A 17,958-nucleotide genomic window follows, 5' to 3' on the forward strand; every position below is an offset into this window, starting at 1 on the left:
TTTTTTCAATAATGACGATATTAAGTACATAGAGTACGAGAAATAGAAGGTGAAAGCATGTCACAATTGACAATCAAAGAAATCGAAAAAAAATTAGCCGTGATACATGATGAACAGGACCCGTTTCTAAAAGACTGTGAAAATGATTCCCGCAAAGGGGTTAAAGTTCTATTGCAACGATGGAGAAAGAAAAAAGCCGAAGAAAAGGCCCTAGAGCAACAGTTTAAAGAAATGAACCAATATGAACAAGATCTTTATAATAGGGGGTATCATATTATAGCAGGTGTCGATGAAGTAGGTCGTGGCCCATTGGCAGGACCTGTAGTTGCGGCTGCTGTCATTTTACCTCAAGACGCCTTTTTACCGGGCCTAAATGATTCAAAAAAACTAACGGAGCAAAAGCGAGAAGAATTATTTCAACAAATAACAGAGTGTGCGATTTCTATTGGTATTGGGATCATACCAGCAAAAGTTATTGATGAAGTAAATATTTATCAAGCAACAAAACAAGCAATGAAACAAGCACTTTTGGGTCTTTCTGAAAAACCCGATCATCTTTTAGTTGACGCAATGGAAATACCAATTGATATCCCTCAAACTTCAATCATTAAAGGCGATTCAAAAAGTGTTTCAATAGCAGCGAGCTCAATTATTGCTAAAGTGACTAGAGACCGATTAATGGTTCGCTTAAGTCATGAATATCCGCAATTTGGGTTCGAAAAGCATATGGGATATGGTACAGCATATCATCTTGATGCGCTAAAAAAATATGGCGTTACATATGAACATCGACGTTCATATGCCCCAATTCGAGAGTTAATAGAGGTAAAATGATGATTCCAATTCATTTAATTCAAGCATTATTTAAGAGTGGAGCTGTACATAAGCTTCACTCTCTTTCAAATTTAAGGCAAGAAGAACAAAAAACACAAAGTTCTTCCACCAACCTATCGAGCTTATTAACAGCTAATACGAGTGAAATCTCTAAATATAGCTCCCAACATAGTCCTTTACATCAAATGGACACAGTTGACCTAACATCAAATGACTCAAGCCAATTTCTTCAACAACAATTTATTTTTCATACCCCAGATAATAAGAACATATCACTTCGGATGTCTGGAAGGAAGAAAAATGGGGAAATTGACTCTGATTTTTGTCGTCTACTCTTTTCGCTTGAACTCAAAAATTTAAATGAAGTGGTCATTGATGTTAAGGTTCAAAATCGCATTTTATCAATAGTCATCTTTAATCAATCAGAAGGAATCAAGTCTTTAGTTAGAGAATTGAAATCAACACTCCGAGCTAATATAGAACCATTAGGGTATCAGCTTTCATCTATAAAAATAAGTAACCCAATAGAGAGGGACAAAGTGATTGGTCAAACTGATTCAACTATTGATCATGAAAGAGTAGATCTGAAAATATGAAAAAATTACAAAAGAACAAAACGAAAATGGCTGTTGCTTTGTCATACAACGAAAAAATAGATTCTGAGCCTAAGGTAATTGCAAAAGGTAGAGGACTAGTCGCTAAAAAAATAATTGATAAGGCCAAGGAACATGAAGTTCCGATACAAGAGGATACAGTTTTAGTAGAGTTATTGGGGGAACTTAGATTAAATGAGGGGATTACTGAAGATTTATATCAAGTCATTGCAGAAATTTTTGCTTTTGTTTACCAAATAGATAAAAACCTTGAAGAATCTAAAAAATAGTTTCGTGGTATAGTAAATTAGTCATTATTTGCAGAAAAAATAACAAATTCAATCGAAATGGTAGACAAGTAGTTAATTCAGTTATAAAATGAAAGCGCAGTCTAATTTTGTCGAGTTAACGTCATAAAGATTTGGGAAAAAAACCCTATCTCAGTATGATGTGAATTTCTATGCAAATATGATTTTTCGGAAAAATTATAATTGTCATAGAAAGTTTAAAAAAGAAAATGTATAATAACATTTGGACTGACAAAAAATTCTTTGCTTTTATACATAAGAATGGAGGATGGGAAATGAATATCCATGAGTATCAAGGAAAAGAGATCCTCAGAAAATATGGGGTAGCTGTTCCAAATGGTAAGGTTGCTTTCACGGTTGATGAGGCTGTTGAAGCTGCAAAAGAACTTGGTTCCCAAGTTTGTGTTGTTAAAGCACAAATTCACGCAGGGGGTCGTGGTAAAGCGGGTGGAGTTAAAGTAGCGAAAAACCTAGATGAGGTTCGTACATATGCTAATGAAATCCTAGGTAAAACGCTTGTAACTCACCAAACAGGACCAGAAGGTAAAGAAGTAAAGCGTCTTCTTATTGAAGAAGGCTGCGATATTAAAAAAGAGTACTACATTGGACTAGTACTTGATCGTGCTACTTCTCGCGTTGTTTTAATGGCATCTGAAGAAGGTGGAACAGAAATCGAAGAGGTTGCTGAAAAAACACCTGAAAAGATTTTCAAAGAAGTAATCGACCCTGTAGTTGGATTATTACCATTCCAAGCTCGTCGAATTGCTTTCAACATTAATATTCCAAAAGAATTAGTGAATCAAGCTGTTAAATTTATGACTGCTTTATACACTGCATTCGTTGAAAAAGATTGCTCAATTGCTGAAATTAACCCATTAGTTGTAACAGGCGATGGTAAAGTAATGGCACTTGATGCTAAATTAAACTTTGATTCTAACGCATTATACCGTCAAAAAGACGTTCTTGAGTACCGTGATTTAGACGAAGAAGATGTAAAAGAAATTGAAGCATCTAAATATGATTTAAGCTATATTTCACTAGACGGAAACATCGGATGTATGGTAAACGGTGCAGGTCTGGCTATGTCTACAATGGACATTATTAAGCACTACGGTGGCGATCCCGCGAACTTCCTTGATGTTGGGGGCGGCGCAACTGCTGAGAAAGTTACTGAAGCATTCAAAATCATTTTATCTGATGAAAACGTTAAAGGTATTTTCGTAAATATCTTTGGTGGAATTATGAAGTGTGATGTAATCGCAGAAGGTGTTGTAACCGCAACGAAAGAAGTAGGCTTGGAAATTCCTCTAGTAGTACGTCTTGAAGGAACAAACGTAGATTTAGGTAAAAAGATTTTACAAGAATCTGGTCTGAACATTACTGCTGCAGAATCAATGGCAGACGGTGCACAAAAAATCGTATCACTAGTAGGATAGAAAGGCAGGGGACAAACATGGGTGTTTTTGTTAATAAAGATACAAAAGTAATTGTTCAAGGGATAACAGGTGCTACTGCATTATTCCATACAAAACAAATGCTTGAATACGGTACTAAAATTGTTGGTGGTACTTCACCTGGTAAAGGTGGAACTGAAGTAGAAGGTGTTCCTGTATTTAATACTGTAAAAGAAGCAGTAGAACAAACAGGTGCAACAGCATCGGTAATTTATGTTCCTGCTCCATTTGCAGCAGACGCAATTATCGAAGCAGTTGATGCAGAATTAGACTTAGCAATCTGTATTACTGAGCATATTCCAGTTTTAGACATGGTAAAAGTGAAACGCTATATGGAAGGTAAGAAGACTCGTTTAGTAGGTCCTAACTGTCCTGGTGTAATCACTGCTGATGAATGTAAAATCGGAATCATGCCTGGATATATTCATAAAAAAGGACATGTAGGTGTTGTATCACGTTCTGGTACATTAACTTATGAGGCTGTACATCAATTAACACAAGCTGGAATTGGTCAAACAACTGCAGTTGGTATTGGTGGAGACCCTGTAAACGGAACGAACTTCATCGATGTGTTAAAAGCATTTAACGAAGATGAAGAAACATATGCGGTTATCATGATTGGTGAAATCGGTGGAACAGCTGAAGAAGAAGCTGCTGAATGGGTTAAAGCAAACATGACTAAGCCAGTTGTTGGATTTATCGGTGGACAAACTGCACCTCCAGGAAAGCGTATGGGCCATGCTGGTGCAATTATTTCTGGTGGTAAGGGTACTGCTGCTGAAAAGATCAAAACAATGAATGAATGTGGAATTAAGGTCGCTGAAACACCATCAGTAATGGGTGAAACGTTAATTTCTGTTCTTAAAGAAAAAGGTTTATACGAAAAGTGTAAAACTCACTAATAAAAACACGAAAGAGGCAGTTCTTGTCTAAGAACTGTCTTTTTCTGATGAAAAAAAGGAGAAATATATGGACAAATTTCGAGAAAACCTAATACATCTTCACCACTGCCGAGGAATAGGTTGGAAGTCAATTTTTAAAATTCTACAGCATGATTCGACCCTCTCCCAAATTTATAAATACCCCCCATCCTTTTATGAAAAAATCCTTCCTTTGTCTAAAAATCAACTAACTATTTTTCTAAAAGATTTGCATTCTTTATCAATCCAAAGTATGCTAAAACAATATAACGATAATAACGTGGGGATTATTACCATATTTGATCAAGAGTATCCTAGACTATTGAAACAGATTTATGATCCACCATGGGTCATTTATACGCTTGGGGACAAATCTTTATTAAATAGTAAGAAATTATTAAGTGTTGTTGGTTCACGTACACCATCATCAACAAGTTTACAAAGTATGACAAAGGTCTTAGAACCTTTGATTAAGCAAAATTGGGTATTGGTTAGTGGTTTAGCGCGTGGTATTGATACAATGGGACACCAATTAGCAATCCGAAATAATGGAAAAACAATTGCAGTCATCGCTGGCGGTCTTCATCATATTTATCCTCACGAGAACAAAGAGTTAGCAACTACCATCACTCAGAATCATATACTTATTTCTGAATATCCCCCTTCCACAAAGCCCGAAAAATGGCAGTTTCCGATGCGAAATCGAATTATTAGTGGTTTAACTCAAGGAACTCTAGTTGTTGAAGCAAAAGAAAGAAGCGGTTCTTTAATTACCGCTGATCAAGCTCTAAACCAAGGCAGAGAGGTCTTTGCGATACCAGGTTCGATATTAGAACCTACATGTGTAGGAACAAATAAGTTAATCCAATCTGGAGCAAAATTGGTCCTTACAAGCGAGGATATTTTATCAGAAATTCGTACTTTTGAATGAAAATAACTAGTTAAAATGTATAAAAATAAATTTAACAGTTTGACAAACGGTACATGAATATTTAATAATATGGAGGATTTAACTTATTCAGTGGGGTTTAAACCCCACTGAATAAGTCAAAGCTTCCGGCGGATGCCACAGATTTTTAGAGGTAGTTTTTCGAGCAAGCTCGAAAAAATCTGGGCGCAAATACGCCAAGGCGCATTTGATTACGGTAACTTAGGTAAAATTTATTATAAATGGAAAATTAATTTAACCTCTAAGGAGGAAGCGATACATGTCGGACTATTTAGTCATAGTTGAATCACCAGCAAAAGCAAAAACAATTGAGAGATATTTGGGGAAAAAATACAAGGTAAAGGCTTCAATGGGCCATGTACGAGATCTCCCAAGAAGTCAAATGGGTGTAGATGCAAAAAACGATTTCGAAGTAAAATATATTACTATTCGTGGAAAAGGCCCTGTATTAAAGGAATTAAAGACAGCCGCTAAGAAGGCAAAGAAAGTCTATCTAGCAGCCGACCCCGACCGCGAAGGAGAAGCAATCGCTTGGCATTTGGCTCACTCGTTAGATCTTGATATAACCTCTGATTGTCGAGTTGTATTTAACGAAATTACAAAGGATGCCATTAAAGAGTCCTTTAAACATCCACGTCCAATAAATCAGGCACTAGTAGATGCACAACAAGCAAGACGTGTTCTTGACAGATTAGTAGGCTATAATATTAGCCCTTTGCTTTGGAAGAAAGTAAAGAAGGGTTTAAGTGCGGGACGAGTTCAATCAGTAGCAGTTAGATTGATTATTGATAGAGAAAAAGAGATTCAAGATTTTGAACCGGAAGAATATTGGTCAATCAAAGCGAACTTTTTGAAAGAAAATGAAAATGTACAATTTGAAGGGCAATTTTACGGTGTAAATGGAAAAAAACTAGAGTTAACAAATGTGGCTGAGGTAGAAGATATCCTTTCTCAAATTGAAGCTGAATTCTCTGGGAGTGATGAAGAGTTAACAGCGGTGATTTCTAAGAAAGCGAAATCATTTACCATTACTTCTGTCACAAAAAAAGAGCGAAAAAGAAATCCAGCACCACCATTTATCACTTCTTCCCTACAACAGGAAGCAGCACGTAAATTAAATTTCCGTGCAAAGAAAACAATGATGCTCGCACAACAATTATATGAAGGAATTGACCTAGGCAAGGAAGGAACAGTTGGTCTAATCACATACATGCGTACAGATTCAACTCGAATTTCAGATACAGCCGTTGCCGAAAGCTCCCAATATATTGAACAGACATTTGGAAAACAATTTTTAACAGATACGAAAAGAAAAGAGAAAAAAGGTGCGAATACACAGGATGCTCACGAAGGGATTCGCCCGACATCAGTATTCAGAGAACCAAATAGTGTGAAGCAATATTTAAGTCGAGATCAATTAAGATTGTATAAATTGATTTGGGAGCGATTTGTTGCAAGTCAAATGGCATCAGCAATCATGGATACGATGAGTGTTGACCTAAATTATGGAGACGTTGTGTTCAGAGCCACTGGTTCAAAAGTAAAATTCCCTGGATTTATGAAGGTTTATGTTGAGGGTAATGATGACAATGTTGAAGAAAAAGAGAATATGCTACCTGATTTAAAAGAGGGTGACCGTGTATTTGCTACAGATATTGATCCGAAGCAACACTTTACACAGCCACCTCCTAGATATACGGAAGCTCGACTTGTTAAAACCATGGAGGAACTTGGTATAGGAAGACCGTCCACTTATGCACCAACTCTTGATACGATCCAGAAAAGAGGATATGTGTCATTAGATAATAAGCGGTTTGTGCCTACAGAATTAGGGGAAATCGTAGATGAGTTAATGCTCGAATTCTTCCCGAGAATTTTAGATGTAGAATTTACTGCAAAAATGGAGCATGACCTTGATGAAATTGAAGAAGGAAAAACACAATGGATCAAAATTATCGATGAATTTTATCAAGACTTTGAGAAAAGATTAGAAGTTGCAGAATCAGAAATGAAGGAAGTTGAGATTAAGGATGAACCTGCAGGGGTGGATTGTGAAAACTGTGGTCATCCTATGGTTTACAAAATGGGCCGCTATGGCAAATTCATGGCTTGTTCAAATTTTCCTGATTGTCGCAATACAAAACCGATTGTAAAAGAAATCGGGGTTCCTTGTCCGAAATGTGAAAAAGGAAATATTGTTGAGAGAAAAAGCAAGAAGAAAAGAATCTTTTATGGTTGCGATCAATACCCAGAATGTGATTTTCTATCTTGGGATAAACCACTTGCTCGGAAATGTCCAAAGTGTGAAAGCCTGTTAGTTGAGAAAAAGCTCAAAAAAGGAATACAGGTACAATGTGCCCAGTGTGATTATAAAGAAGAAACTCAGAAGTAACATGTGGTGGTGAGCAAATAACAGCTCACCACTTTCCATTTTTCATCTAAAAAAGCGGATTTCTTACGCAATTCAGAATTTTGTAAAAAAATCAGAGTTTTTATTTGCAAGGGCTACTAAATTGTGATAATATTTAGTAGCCCTTGTGAGGTGAAAATATTGGAAGATGTGAACAAATCGTTACAGTTATTCAAAGAATATTTACAAATCGAGAAAAATTATTCAGAATATACTATTGTGCATTATGAACAATCAATCGAACATTTTTTCTTATTTATGAAACGAGAAACGATCTCAAATCTTACTGACGTAACATATTCCGATGTGCGTTTGTATCTAACTGAGCTTTATAAGAAACAATATGCAAGACGTACTGTTGCAAAAAAAATATCAACATTGCGCAGTTTTTTTAATTTCCTCTTAAGGGAAAAGGTTATTTCTCAAAATCCTTTTATTCTGGTGTCATTACCGAAAAGGGAACAAAGACTTCCCCATTTTTTATATGAAGAAGAATTGGAAAAGCTATTCAGAGTATCGGATGTTTCAACTAGCTTAGGGCAACGGGATCAAGCGTTACTTGAATTACTATATGCGACTGGAATCCGTGTGAGTGAATGCTGTAAGCTAACACTCCAGGACTTGGACTTTTCAACAGGAACTGTGTTTGTTCACGGAAAGGGAAATAAACAGCGATATGTACCTTTTGGAAGCTACGCTGAACAAACGCTAACCAACTATATTTCCATAGGTCGCAAGGAATTACTTGAAAAAGCTTCAGTACATACAAACCATTTATTTCTTAATTTCCGGGGTGGACCTCTAACAACAAGAGGAGTCAGGTTAATCTTAAATAATATGATAAAGAAGACATCCTCTACAATTCATATTAGTCCACACGTATTAAGACATACTTTTGCTACACATCTTTTAAACGAGGGCGCTGATATGAGGTCTGTACAAGAACTGCTGGGCCATGAAAGTTTGTCATCAACACAAGTGTATACACATGTTACAAAGGATCATTTGCGAAATATCTATAAGTCCTCACATCCACGTGCATAAGGAGGTTGTTTGAGAAATGTCTAATTTTCATGCAACAACAATATTCGCTGTAAAACATAAAGGAAAATCAGCAATGGCAGGTGATGGTCAAGTTACCTTTGGAAATGCCGTTGTTATGAAACATACAGCAAGAAAGGTACGAAAACTATTTCAAGGAAGGGTTATTGCCGGGTTTGCAGGATCGGTCGCAGATGCGTTTACCCTATTTGAAATGTTTGAAGGACGCCTAGAAGAGTTTAATGGAAATTTGCAAAGGGCCGCGGTTGAACTTGCAAAAGAATGGAGAAGTGACAAAGTTCTCCGTAAATTAGAGGCAATGCTAATTGTGATGGATGAGAAGGACTTGCTTCTGATTTCTGGAACAGGAGAAGTAATTGAGCCAGATGATGGGATTTTGGCAATTGGCTCTGGTGGGAATTACGCGCTTTCTGCAGGACGTGCATTGAAAAAATATTCAGGCGATCATTTAACTGCAAGAGAAATTGCAAAAGCTTCATTAGAAATCGCGAGTGAAATTTGTGTGTATACAAATGAAAATATTATAGTTGAAGAACTATAAGGAGGGGACTACTTTGAAGACGAATCTAACCCCAAGACAGATTGTAGAAAAATTAGATCAATACATTATTGGCCAACATGAAGCAAAAAGAGCTGTGTCAGTGGCATTAAGAAATCGATATCGTCGTAACCTGCTTAATGAAAAGCTAAGAGATGAAATTGTACCCAAGAATATTTTGATGATCGGGCCAACTGGAGTTGGTAAAACTGAAATAGCTAGACGACTAGCAAAACTAGTTGGTGCACCTTTTATCAAAGTAGAAGCAACGAAATTTACAGAAGTTGGATATGTCGGACGTGATGTTGAATCAATGGTTCGAGATTTAGTCGAAACGTCAGTTCGCCTCGTTAAAGAGGATAAAATGATTCAAGTATCGGAACGTGCTGAGGAAAATGCAAATAAACGAATTGTTGAACTACTTGTCCCGAGCGCTAAAAAGCAAACATCTTATAAAAACCCGCTTGAGATGCTTTTTGGAGGCAATAACAATGAGCCTGAAGTCGAGAAAACAAATGAAGAAGAAAGTTTGAGTGAACGAAGAAAGCGAATGGCGCATAAACTTGCACTTGGTGAGCTCGAGGATTATTATGTAACTGTCGAAGTAGAGGAGCAACAGGCATCTATGTTCGACCTATTCCAAGGCTCTGGTATGGAAAATATGGGAATGAATATGCAGGATGCACTAAGCAACCTCATGCCGAAAAAACGTAAAAAGCGTAAATTAACAGTCAAAGAAGCTCGTAAAGTCTTAACAAATGAAGAAGCAGCCAAACTAATTGATATGGATGAAGTAACACAGGAAGCTATAAATCGTGCTGAGCAATCAGGTATTATTTTTATTGATGAGATCGATAAGGTTGCAGGTAAAAGTCATAATTCTTCTTCTGCAGATGTTTCAAGAGAAGGAGTCCAACGTGATATTTTACCGATTGTAGAAGGTTCAACAGTTGTTACCAAATATGGTTCTGTCAAAACAGATCATATGCTATTTATTGCAGCTGGAGCTTTTCATATGTCAAAGCCTTCAGATTTAATACCTGAATTACAAGGTCGTTTTCCGATTCGTGTAGAGCTTACTAAGTTAACAGTAGATGATTTCTATCGTATCTTAGTTGAGCCAGATAATGCATTATTGAAACAATATTCAGCATTATTAGAAACAGAAGGTATACAACTTGAATTTTCTGACGATGCTATTCGTAAGATAGCTGAAGTTGCCTTTCAAGTGAATCAGGATACAGATAATATTGGTGCTCGCCGTCTACATACAATTTTGGAGAGACTATTAGAGGACTTATCATTTGAAGCGCCGGACATTACGATGGAAAAAATCACAATTACTCCTCAATATGTCGATGAGAAATTGAGTACAATTGTGAAAAACAAAGATTTAAGTCAGTTTATTTTGTAAGATTATCAGGAGGAACAAGAAAATGCCATTATTAGAAAGAACTAGAAAAATTAATGCAATGCTGCAAAATGCAGCAGGTAAACCAGTTAACTTCAAGGAAATGTCAGAAACACTAACCGACGTAATTGGAGCGAATACCTTCTTATTAAGTCGTCGTGGAAAACTTCTTGGTTTTGCTATCAAGCAAACGATTGAAAATGAAAGAATTAAGAAAATGATTGAGGATCGTCATTTCCCTGAAGAATACACACAAAGCTTATTCAACATCCAAGAAACTTCATCTAACCTTGATATTGAAAGTGATTATACTGCTTTTCCAATTGAGAACAAGGAATTGTTCAAAAATGGATTAACAACGATCGTTCCAATTATCGGTGGTGGTGAACGATTAGGAACACTAATCCTTTCAAGACTTGATGAAAGATTTGAAGACGATGATTTAATTTTAGCTGAATACGGTGCAACAGTTGTTGGTATGGAAATTCTACGTGAAAAAGCAGAAGAAATTGAAGAAGAAGCTAGAAGCAAAGCTGTTGTTCAGATGGCTATCAGTTCATTATCTTATAGTGAATTTGAAGCAATTGAACATATCTTTGAAGAGTTAAACGGCAACGAAGGATTATTAGTTGCAAGTAAAATTGCAGATCGCGTGGGAATAACAAGATCCGTTATCGTTAACGCATTAAGAAAGCTTGAAAGTGCTGGTGTAATTGAGTCTCGTTCACTAGGAATGAAAGGTACTTACATTAAAGTACTAAACGATAAATTCTTATTAGAATTAGAAAAACTAAAATCACATTAAATAATAAGAAAAACGAAGATGGATTTCACATCTTCGTTTTTTTATTTGCATCCCTTATTATAAAAGTGATTCATAACATAATTTGTCGAGTTTTTGAAGTGGAAATATGTACTTGACGATATTTGTAAAAAACACGTGAAACTCCTCCTATGAAATTCTATAATGATAAACAGAAACTATGAGTAGAAAGTCCTAAATTGTCGAAAAATATCACTTTTTATCGCAAGCTTCATAGACAGATAGAATTAATTTCATTACAATGAAAAAGGAGTTAATACGATTCGTTATATTTATTCGGATGATAGTACTTTTTTGTGAGGGGTTTATATGAAACTTTTTTCTAATACAATACATTCGCTTGAAAAAGCTTTGGATTATTCAGCTTTAAGACAGAAGGTCATTTCAAATAATATAGCAAATGTGGATACACCAAATTATAAAGCGCAAGATGTGAGCTTTAAAAATCTTCTTGCTAATGAGACGGATAGCCTAATGAGAGCTAATCGAACAAATGAAAAACATATCGAATTTACAAGTAGCAAACGTTCGAACAGTCCGCTCATTGCAAAGAATGATACTGCATATAACCATAATGGTAATAATGTCGATATCGATAAGGAAATGGCACTACTAGCAGAAAACCAAATCTATTATAATGCCATAACACAAAGAATAAGCGGTAAATTCAATACATTAAAAACAGTCGTAAAAGGAGGGAACTAAAGTTGTCAATTTTTCATAGCCTGAATGCAAGTAGCTCAGCCCTAACTGCGGGACGACTTAGAATGGACGTTATTTCTTCTAATATGGCGAATGTGGATACAACAAGAGGGAAACTTGTAGATGGACAGTGGCAGCCGTATAGAAGGAAAATGGTTGTTCAGCAGCCACAAGGTAACAGCTTTTCCTCTCACTTATCTAAAGCGATGAATCAATCAAAAGCAGGAAATGGCGTTAAGGTAACAGGTATCGTCGAAGATCAAACCCCATTTCAGCTCGTATATAACCCGGACCATCCTGAAGCAAATGCTGACGGGTACGTGGCTCTTCCGAATGTAGACCCTCTAAAGGAAATGGTCGACCTGATGAGTGCTACTAGATCCTACGAAGCGAATGTAACAGTTTTTAATGCGTCAAAAGGAATGTTAATGAAAGCTTTAGAAATAGGAAAATAGGTGATTAGGCATGATTGATAAGATAAATATTGCGACATCGCAGGTTTTGTCGAAGCCTGTTATACAGCCAAAGACTGCGAGTGCTGTTCAAAAGGAATTTAGCAGCTTTTTAAAAGATGCAATAAATAATGTGAATGAAGCTCAACAGACTTCAGATAAAATGACCGAAAAGCTTGTTAAGGGTGAAAATGTAGATTTACACCAAGTAATGATTGCTTCTGAAAAAGCAAGTGTGTCATTGCAAACGACACTTCAAATTCGAAACAAAGTTGTGGAAGCATACCAAGAAATCATGAGGATGCAGGTTTAATCCGGGATTTTAAATATTCTACTTAGGGGTATGTCATGAAAGAGAAACTACTATTATATAAGACAAAAATAGGCGAGTTTTGGAAAAAACAATCCGGCTTTCAAAAAGCTACAATAATTGGGTTGCCATTGCTTTTCATTTTCATTATTTCGCTGACTGTGTTTTTTACCACAAAAACAAACCTAGTTCCTATGTATAGCAATCTATCTCCACAGGAAACAGGACAAATAAAAGCGACATTAGATTCAAGGGGAATTCAATCTGAAATAGCGGATAATGGATCGACCATTAAGGTGCCAGAGGAATTGGTAGAACCCTTAATGGTCGAACTTGCGGCAGAAGGAATACCAGATAGTGGTAACATTGATTATTCATTTTTTGGTCAAAATGCTGGTTTTGGGATGACCGATAATGAATTTAATATGTTAAAACTCGAATCCACTCAAACTGAATTAGCAAATATGATCAAGAGCATCGATGGGATAAACGATGCGAACGTTATGATCAGTATGCCCAACGAAGGAATTTTTGTGAAGGATAGCCAAGCAGAGGCTTCCGCATCAATCGTTCTTAACACGAAACCTGGATATAAATTGGACGGACAGCAGATAAAATCTTTATATCACTTGGTTTCAAAAAGTATTCCTAACTTACCTACTGATAATATCGTCATAACGAATCAAAACTTTGAGTATTTTGACTTAGAAAATGAAGGAAATGTATCAGTTGTAGGAAACGTAGCTTCACAGCTTGATTTGAAACGTGAGATTGAAAGAGATATTCAAAGACAGGTACAGCAGATGCTTGGAACAATGATGGGACCAGATAAGGTTTTTGTCTCTGTTACTACGGATATTGATTTCACACAAGAAAACCGTCAAGAAAATTTAGTCACACCCGTTGACCCTGAAAATATGGATGGAATCGAAATTAGTGTTGAACGTATTACTGAAACTTTTACAGGTGAAGGGGCTCAGGCTGGTGGAGTTGTTGGGACCGGAGAAACAGATGTTCCTTCCTATAATACTGATGGACAAGCTGGTAATGGGGATTATGAACGAATCGAAGAACGTGTGAATAAAGATGTGAACCGTATCACAAAAAATATTGTTGAAGCTCCTTATAAAATTAGAGATTTAGGTATCCAGGTAATGGTTGAAGCGCCAGACCCGAAAAATCCTACCTCTATGCCACAGGAAAGTGTCGATGATATTGAGAGAATATTGAGCACTATCGTAAGTACTAGTATTAACCAAGATGAAAATACTGAATTAACACAAGAAGAGATCGAGGACAAAATTGTCGTTTCAGTTCAAGAATTTAGTGGGAAAACGACCACTGTTACTGAATCACCTACCATTAAAGCAATCCCTTTATGGGTTTATATTGTAGGTGGTATTTTAGTCCTTGGCCTGATCATTCTATTACTTTTATTTTTACGTAAAAAGAAAGAAACAGAGATTGAAGAAGAAATTCCTCAATCAGAACCTGTATTCTTTAATCATATTCCAGATGTTAATGAAGAAAAAGAATCGGATACAACGGTTAGAAGAAAACAATTGGAGAAGCTTGCGAAAGATAAACCTGAGGACTTTGCAAAATTATTACGTTCATGGTTAGCGGACGAGTAGGAGGTGGAGAAATGGCAAAACGAGATATGCAAAATGGACTTACTGGAAAACAAAAAGCGGCCATTCTCCTCATTTCACTTGGCCCTGATGTTTCGGCTTCAGTGTATAAGCATCTTTCAGAGGAAGAGATTGAGAAACTGACATTAGAAATTTCAGGCGTTCGCAAGGTGGAAGCAAATACGAAAGAACAAATTATGGAAGAGTTCCATCAAATTGCGATGGCCCAGGATTATATCACTCAAGGCGGGATTGGGTATGCAAAAACGGTACTCGAAAAAGCGCTTGGTGAGGAGCAAGCAGGGATTATCATTAATCGACTTACGTCTTCATTACAGGTTAAACCGTTTGATTTTGCAAGGAAAGCAGACCCAGGTCAAATTTTAAATTTCATTCAAAATGAGCATCCACAGACAATTGCATTAATTCTATCGTACTTGGATTCTAGACAGGCTGCACAAATATTATCTGAGTTACCACAAGAAGTTCAAGCAGATATCGCTAGAAGAATCGCCATTATGGATCGAACTTCACCTGAGATTATAAATGAGGTTGAGCAAATCTTAGAGCGAAAACTTTCTGCTACAGTGACACATGACTATACACAAACAGGTGGTATTGAGGCAGTTGTCGAGGTATTAAATGGTGTTGACCGCTCGACTGAAAGAACGATATTAGATGCACTCGAAATACAAGATCCAGAACTGGCTGAAGAAATTAAGAAGAGAATGTTTGTATTTGAAGATATTGTGACACTTGATAATCGTGCAATCCAACGCGTGATTCGGGATGTTGAGAATGAAGATCTTATGCTTTCCCTTCGTGTTGCAAGCGAGGAAGTCAAGGAAATTGTCTTTAAAAACATGTCGAAGCGAATGGTTGAAACATTTAAAGAAGAAATGGAATATATGGGACCGGTTCGATTGCGTGATGTTGAAGAAGCCCAAACTCGTATTGTAACGGTTATCCGTAGACTCGAAGAAGCAGGTGAAATTGTCATCGCTCGTGGCGGAGGAGATGATATTATTGTCTAACGTTATTAAGTCAGGTTCATTGCAGACTACAAACGATTCTCCTAAGAGAGTCATCGGACTTAGAGTTCTACAAACAAAAGAAACGAATCAAGTCGATCCACAGCCAAATCCACAGTTAGTCTCTCAAAAGATACTAGATGAGGCTAGAGAACAAGCGGATAAAATTGTGAAAGATGCGATTTCCTATTCCAACTCACTAAGGCAACAAATATTAGTGGAAAAACGAGAATGGGAAGAAGAAAAACAACTGTTAATCAAAAAAACGTCAGAAGATGGCTTCCAAGCTGGATTAATTGAAGGTAGAGAACAGGGGTATCAGGAATATAGAGATTTACTTGCTGAGGCTTGTAAGATTATTGATCTATCAAAGCAAGATTATGACCAATACTTAGATTCTTCTGAAGAAGTCATTGTTAAGCTTGGCTTGACAGTAGCAGAAAAAATTATTGGGTCTCATCTTTCTGAGAAACCGGAGGATTTTGTTTTTCTTGTTAAAAAAGCGACTAAAGAAGTAAAGGAACATTCTAACATCACAATTCAAGTAAGCCCACATTATTTTCCATATGTAATGGAGCAAAAAGAGGAGTTAATTGCCATCCTTAATCGGGAAACTAATCTGTTTATCTATCCGAATGAAGATTTCAAAGAAGCAGATTGTGTGATTGAATCATCCTTTGGAAAGATCAATGCAAGTGTAGACACTCAGCTTACAGAGATAAAAGAAAAACTTCTTGCTTTGCTATTGGAGGAATAGGTTGTGAAGGCAATCGAGCTGCTAGATCATATCCATACAATCGATGCATATAAGCGTTATGGTAAGGTGACGAGAGTTGTTGGCTTAATGATTGAATCTCGTGGTCCGGAATGTTCGATAGGGGATTTATGTCATATCTATGTGGGATTAACACATAAAAGATGTATTCAAGCAGAAGTAGTCGGTTTCCGTGAGGAACATGTAATTTTAATGCCTTTTTCAAATGTGAAGGATATTTCACCAGGCAGTATTGTTGAAGCTACTGGTAAACCACTTGATATAAAGGTAGGGGCGGGTTTACTTGGGAAAGTATTAGACCCGTTAGGACATCCCCTTGATGGAAGTGGACTGCCTAGAGGATTATCGTCGGCTCCCACTGAACAGGATCCTCCTAACCCACTATCACGTCCTCCAATTCAAGAGCCAATCGAGGTTGGTGTCAAAATGATTGATACCCTTTTAACGGTTGGTAAAGGACAACGTGTTGGTATTTTTGCAGGAAGTGGTGTTGGTAAAAGTACATTATTGGGAATGGTTGCTCGAAATACAACTGCTGATATCAATGTAATTGCACTTGTTGGAGAACGTGGACGAGAGGTAAGAGAGTTTATAGAAAAGGATTTGGGTGAAGAGGGCCTTAAAAGGTCAATTCTTGTGGTGGCAACTTCAGATCAGCCAGCTCTTCTTCGAATCAAGGCAGCAATGACTGCTACAGCGATTGCAGAATATTTCAGAGATAAAGGTCTAGATGTCATGTTAATGATGGATTCTGTTACCCGTGTTGCAATGGCAAGCAGAGAAATTGGCTTAGCGATTGGGGAACCACCAACGACGAAAGGATATACACCGAGTGTGTTTACAACACTTCCTAGACTATTGGAGAGAACTGGTACCAATCATTTAGGCTCAATTACTGCTTTTTATACAGTACTGGTAGACGGTGATGATATGAATGAACCGATTGCGGACACGGTACGAGGGATACTTGATGGGCATTTTGTTCTAGATCGAAATCTAGCTAACAAAGGGCAGTATCCTGCAATAAATGTATTAAAATCGATTAGTCGTGTAATGAACCAAATTACATCAAGCGAACATAAATCTTATGCTGAAAAAATTAGAGGGATTTTGGCCACTTACCTCAATTCTGAAGACTTAATCAATATTGGAGCTTATAAAAGGGGTTCCTCAATTGAGGTTGATGAAGCAATCAGGTATTATCCAAAGATTATTTCTTTCTTAAAACAACAAACCGATGAGAAATTTACGTTTGAAGAAAGTTTACACTTATTGGCACAATTGGCCGAAAAAGGTGAATAAAACAGATGAGTTATAAGTTCAAATTTCAAAAAGTTATGTCGATAAAAGAAAATGAGAAGAATCAAGTACTTTCAGATTATAAATCATCTGTAAAAGAATTCGAAGAAGCTGCAGAAGCTTTATATGATACATTAAAAAAGAAGGAAATACTTGAAGAAAATCAAAGACAGCAGCTACAAAGTGGCTTATCCATTCGGAGTATTCGGCAACAGCAGTCTTTCATTACTAGCTTAGAAAAAACAATAATGTATTACCAAAATCTTGTTATAAAAGCAAGAAACAAAATGCAACAGCTACAAACATTGCTAACCGAAAAAAATATTGAGGTTAAGAAATACGAAATCATGCATGAAAAAGATTTTGCTGTACATGAGGGACTGTTAAAAATGCAAGAAAGTCATTTGATGGATGAAATTTCAATCCAACAATATATGTCAAAAGGAAGATAGGTGA

General features: G+C 36.7%; 19 protein-coding genes. All 19 read left to right on the top strand.

Annotation, left to right across the window (positions count from 1 at the left end):
• Positions 1 to 57: 57 nt before the first annotated feature.
• The 19 genes from CKJ95_RS05515 to fliJ all read left to right on the top strand — a co-directional run bounded on the left by CKJ95_RS05515 (position 58) and on the right by fliJ (position 17,954).
• Positions 58 to 834 carry a ribonuclease HII gene (locus tag CKJ95_RS05515; RefSeq protein ID WP_099352402.1) on the top strand — a complete coding sequence of 259 codons (777 nt, stop codon included), beginning with the start codon at positions 58 to 60 and terminating at the stop codon, positions 832 to 834.
• Positions 834 to 1,430 (top strand): hypothetical protein, encoded by a 597-nt coding sequence (locus CKJ95_RS05520; RefSeq protein WP_099352403.1) that lies wholly within the window; start codon positions 834 to 836, stop codon positions 1,428 to 1,430. Before CKJ95_RS05515 ends, CKJ95_RS05520 begins: the two co-directional genes overlap by 1 nt.
• The gene (locus CKJ95_RS05525; protein ID WP_099352404.1) at positions 1,427 to 1,717 is read left to right on the top strand and encodes an EscU/YscU/HrcU family type III secretion system export apparatus switch protein; all 291 of its coding nucleotides are present in this window, start codon (positions 1,427 to 1,429) and stop codon (positions 1,715 to 1,717) included. Before CKJ95_RS05520 ends, CKJ95_RS05525 begins: the two co-directional genes overlap by 4 nt.
• A 293-nt stretch (positions 1,718 to 2,010) precedes the next feature.
• Positions 2,011 to 3,171: an ADP-forming succinate--CoA ligase subunit beta gene (sucC, locus tag CKJ95_RS05530; protein ID WP_099352405.1), complete on the top strand. Its 1,161-nt coding sequence runs from the start codon at positions 2,011 to 2,013 to the stop codon at positions 3,169 to 3,171.
• Between the two features lie 17 nt (positions 3,172 to 3,188).
• Entirely contained in the window at positions 3,189 to 4,091 is a 903-nt protein-coding gene (sucD, locus tag CKJ95_RS05535; protein ID WP_099352406.1) for a succinate--CoA ligase subunit alpha, read from the top strand.
• Between the two features lie 67 nt (positions 4,092 to 4,158).
• A complete protein-coding gene (gene dprA, locus CKJ95_RS05540; protein WP_099352407.1) occupies positions 4,159 to 5,040 on the top strand; it encodes a DNA-processing protein DprA in 882 nt (293 codons plus the stop codon).
• Between the two features lie 277 nt (positions 5,041 to 5,317).
• The gene (gene topA / locus CKJ95_RS05545) at positions 5,318 to 7,450 is read left to right on the top strand and encodes a type I DNA topoisomerase (protein WP_099352408.1); all 2,133 of its coding nucleotides are present in this window, start codon (positions 5,318 to 5,320) and stop codon (positions 7,448 to 7,450) included.
• Between the two features lie 159 nt (positions 7,451 to 7,609).
• Positions 7,610 to 8,512, top strand: coding sequence for a tyrosine recombinase XerC (gene xerC, locus CKJ95_RS05550; RefSeq protein ID WP_099352409.1), 903 nt, complete (start codon positions 7,610 to 7,612; stop codon positions 8,510 to 8,512).
• A gap of 16 nt (positions 8,513 to 8,528) precedes the next feature.
• Complete coding sequence (hslV, locus tag CKJ95_RS05555) at positions 8,529 to 9,071, top strand: ATP-dependent protease subunit HslV (protein WP_099352410.1); 543 nt, start codon at positions 8,529 to 8,531, stop codon at positions 9,069 to 9,071.
• 13 nt (positions 9,072 to 9,084) lie between these two features.
• Entirely contained in the window at positions 9,085 to 10,482 is a 1,398-nt protein-coding gene (hslU, locus tag CKJ95_RS05560; RefSeq protein WP_099352411.1) for an HslU--HslV peptidase ATPase subunit, read from the top strand.
• 22 nt (positions 10,483 to 10,504) lie between these two features.
• The gene (codY, locus tag CKJ95_RS05565) at positions 10,505 to 11,284 is read left to right on the top strand and encodes a GTP-sensing pleiotropic transcriptional regulator CodY (RefSeq protein ID WP_099352412.1); all 780 of its coding nucleotides are present in this window, start codon (positions 10,505 to 10,507) and stop codon (positions 11,282 to 11,284) included.
• A gap of 327 nt (positions 11,285 to 11,611) precedes the next feature.
• Entirely contained in the window at positions 11,612 to 12,007 is a 396-nt protein-coding gene (gene flgB, locus CKJ95_RS05570) for a flagellar basal body rod protein FlgB (RefSeq protein WP_099352413.1), read from the top strand.
• Between the two features lie 8 nt (positions 12,008 to 12,015).
• Positions 12,016 to 12,459 carry a flagellar basal body rod protein FlgC gene (gene flgC / locus CKJ95_RS05575; RefSeq protein WP_099352474.1) on the top strand — a complete coding sequence of 148 codons (444 nt, stop codon included), beginning with the start codon at positions 12,016 to 12,018 and terminating at the stop codon, positions 12,457 to 12,459.
• 10 nt (positions 12,460 to 12,469) lie between these two features.
• Positions 12,470 to 12,769: a flagellar hook-basal body complex protein FliE gene (gene fliE / locus CKJ95_RS05580; RefSeq protein ID WP_099352414.1), complete on the top strand. Its 300-nt coding sequence runs from the start codon at positions 12,470 to 12,472 to the stop codon at positions 12,767 to 12,769.
• 35 nt (positions 12,770 to 12,804) lie between these two features.
• Positions 12,805 to 14,400, top strand: a complete 1,596-nt coding sequence (fliF, locus tag CKJ95_RS05585; protein WP_099352415.1) for a flagellar basal-body MS-ring/collar protein FliF — start codon at positions 12,805 to 12,807, stop codon at positions 14,398 to 14,400.
• Between the two features lie 11 nt (positions 14,401 to 14,411).
• The gene (gene fliG / locus CKJ95_RS05590) at positions 14,412 to 15,431 is read left to right on the top strand and encodes a flagellar motor switch protein FliG (protein WP_099352416.1); all 1,020 of its coding nucleotides are present in this window, start codon (positions 14,412 to 14,414) and stop codon (positions 15,429 to 15,431) included.
• The gene (gene fliH, locus CKJ95_RS05595; protein WP_180271420.1) at positions 15,424 to 16,185 is read left to right on the top strand and encodes a flagellar assembly protein FliH; all 762 of its coding nucleotides are present in this window, start codon (positions 15,424 to 15,426) and stop codon (positions 16,183 to 16,185) included. Before fliG ends, fliH begins: the two co-directional genes overlap by 8 nt.
• Positions 16,186 to 16,188: 3 nt before the next feature.
• Complete coding sequence (fliI, locus tag CKJ95_RS05600) at positions 16,189 to 17,505, top strand: flagellar protein export ATPase FliI (protein ID WP_099352418.1); 1,317 nt, start codon at positions 16,189 to 16,191, stop codon at positions 17,503 to 17,505.
• Between the two features lie 5 nt (positions 17,506 to 17,510).
• A complete protein-coding gene (gene fliJ / locus CKJ95_RS05605; protein ID WP_099352419.1) occupies positions 17,511 to 17,954 on the top strand; it encodes a flagellar export protein FliJ in 444 nt (147 codons plus the stop codon).
• Positions 17,955 to 17,958: the final 4 nt, after the last annotated feature.

The sequence above is a fragment of the Fredinandcohnia onubensis genome (genome assembly GCF_002734285.1).
In the GTDB taxonomy this organism is placed as follows: domain Bacteria; phylum Bacillota; class Bacilli; order Bacillales; family Bacillaceae_L; genus Ferdinandcohnia; species Ferdinandcohnia onubensis_A.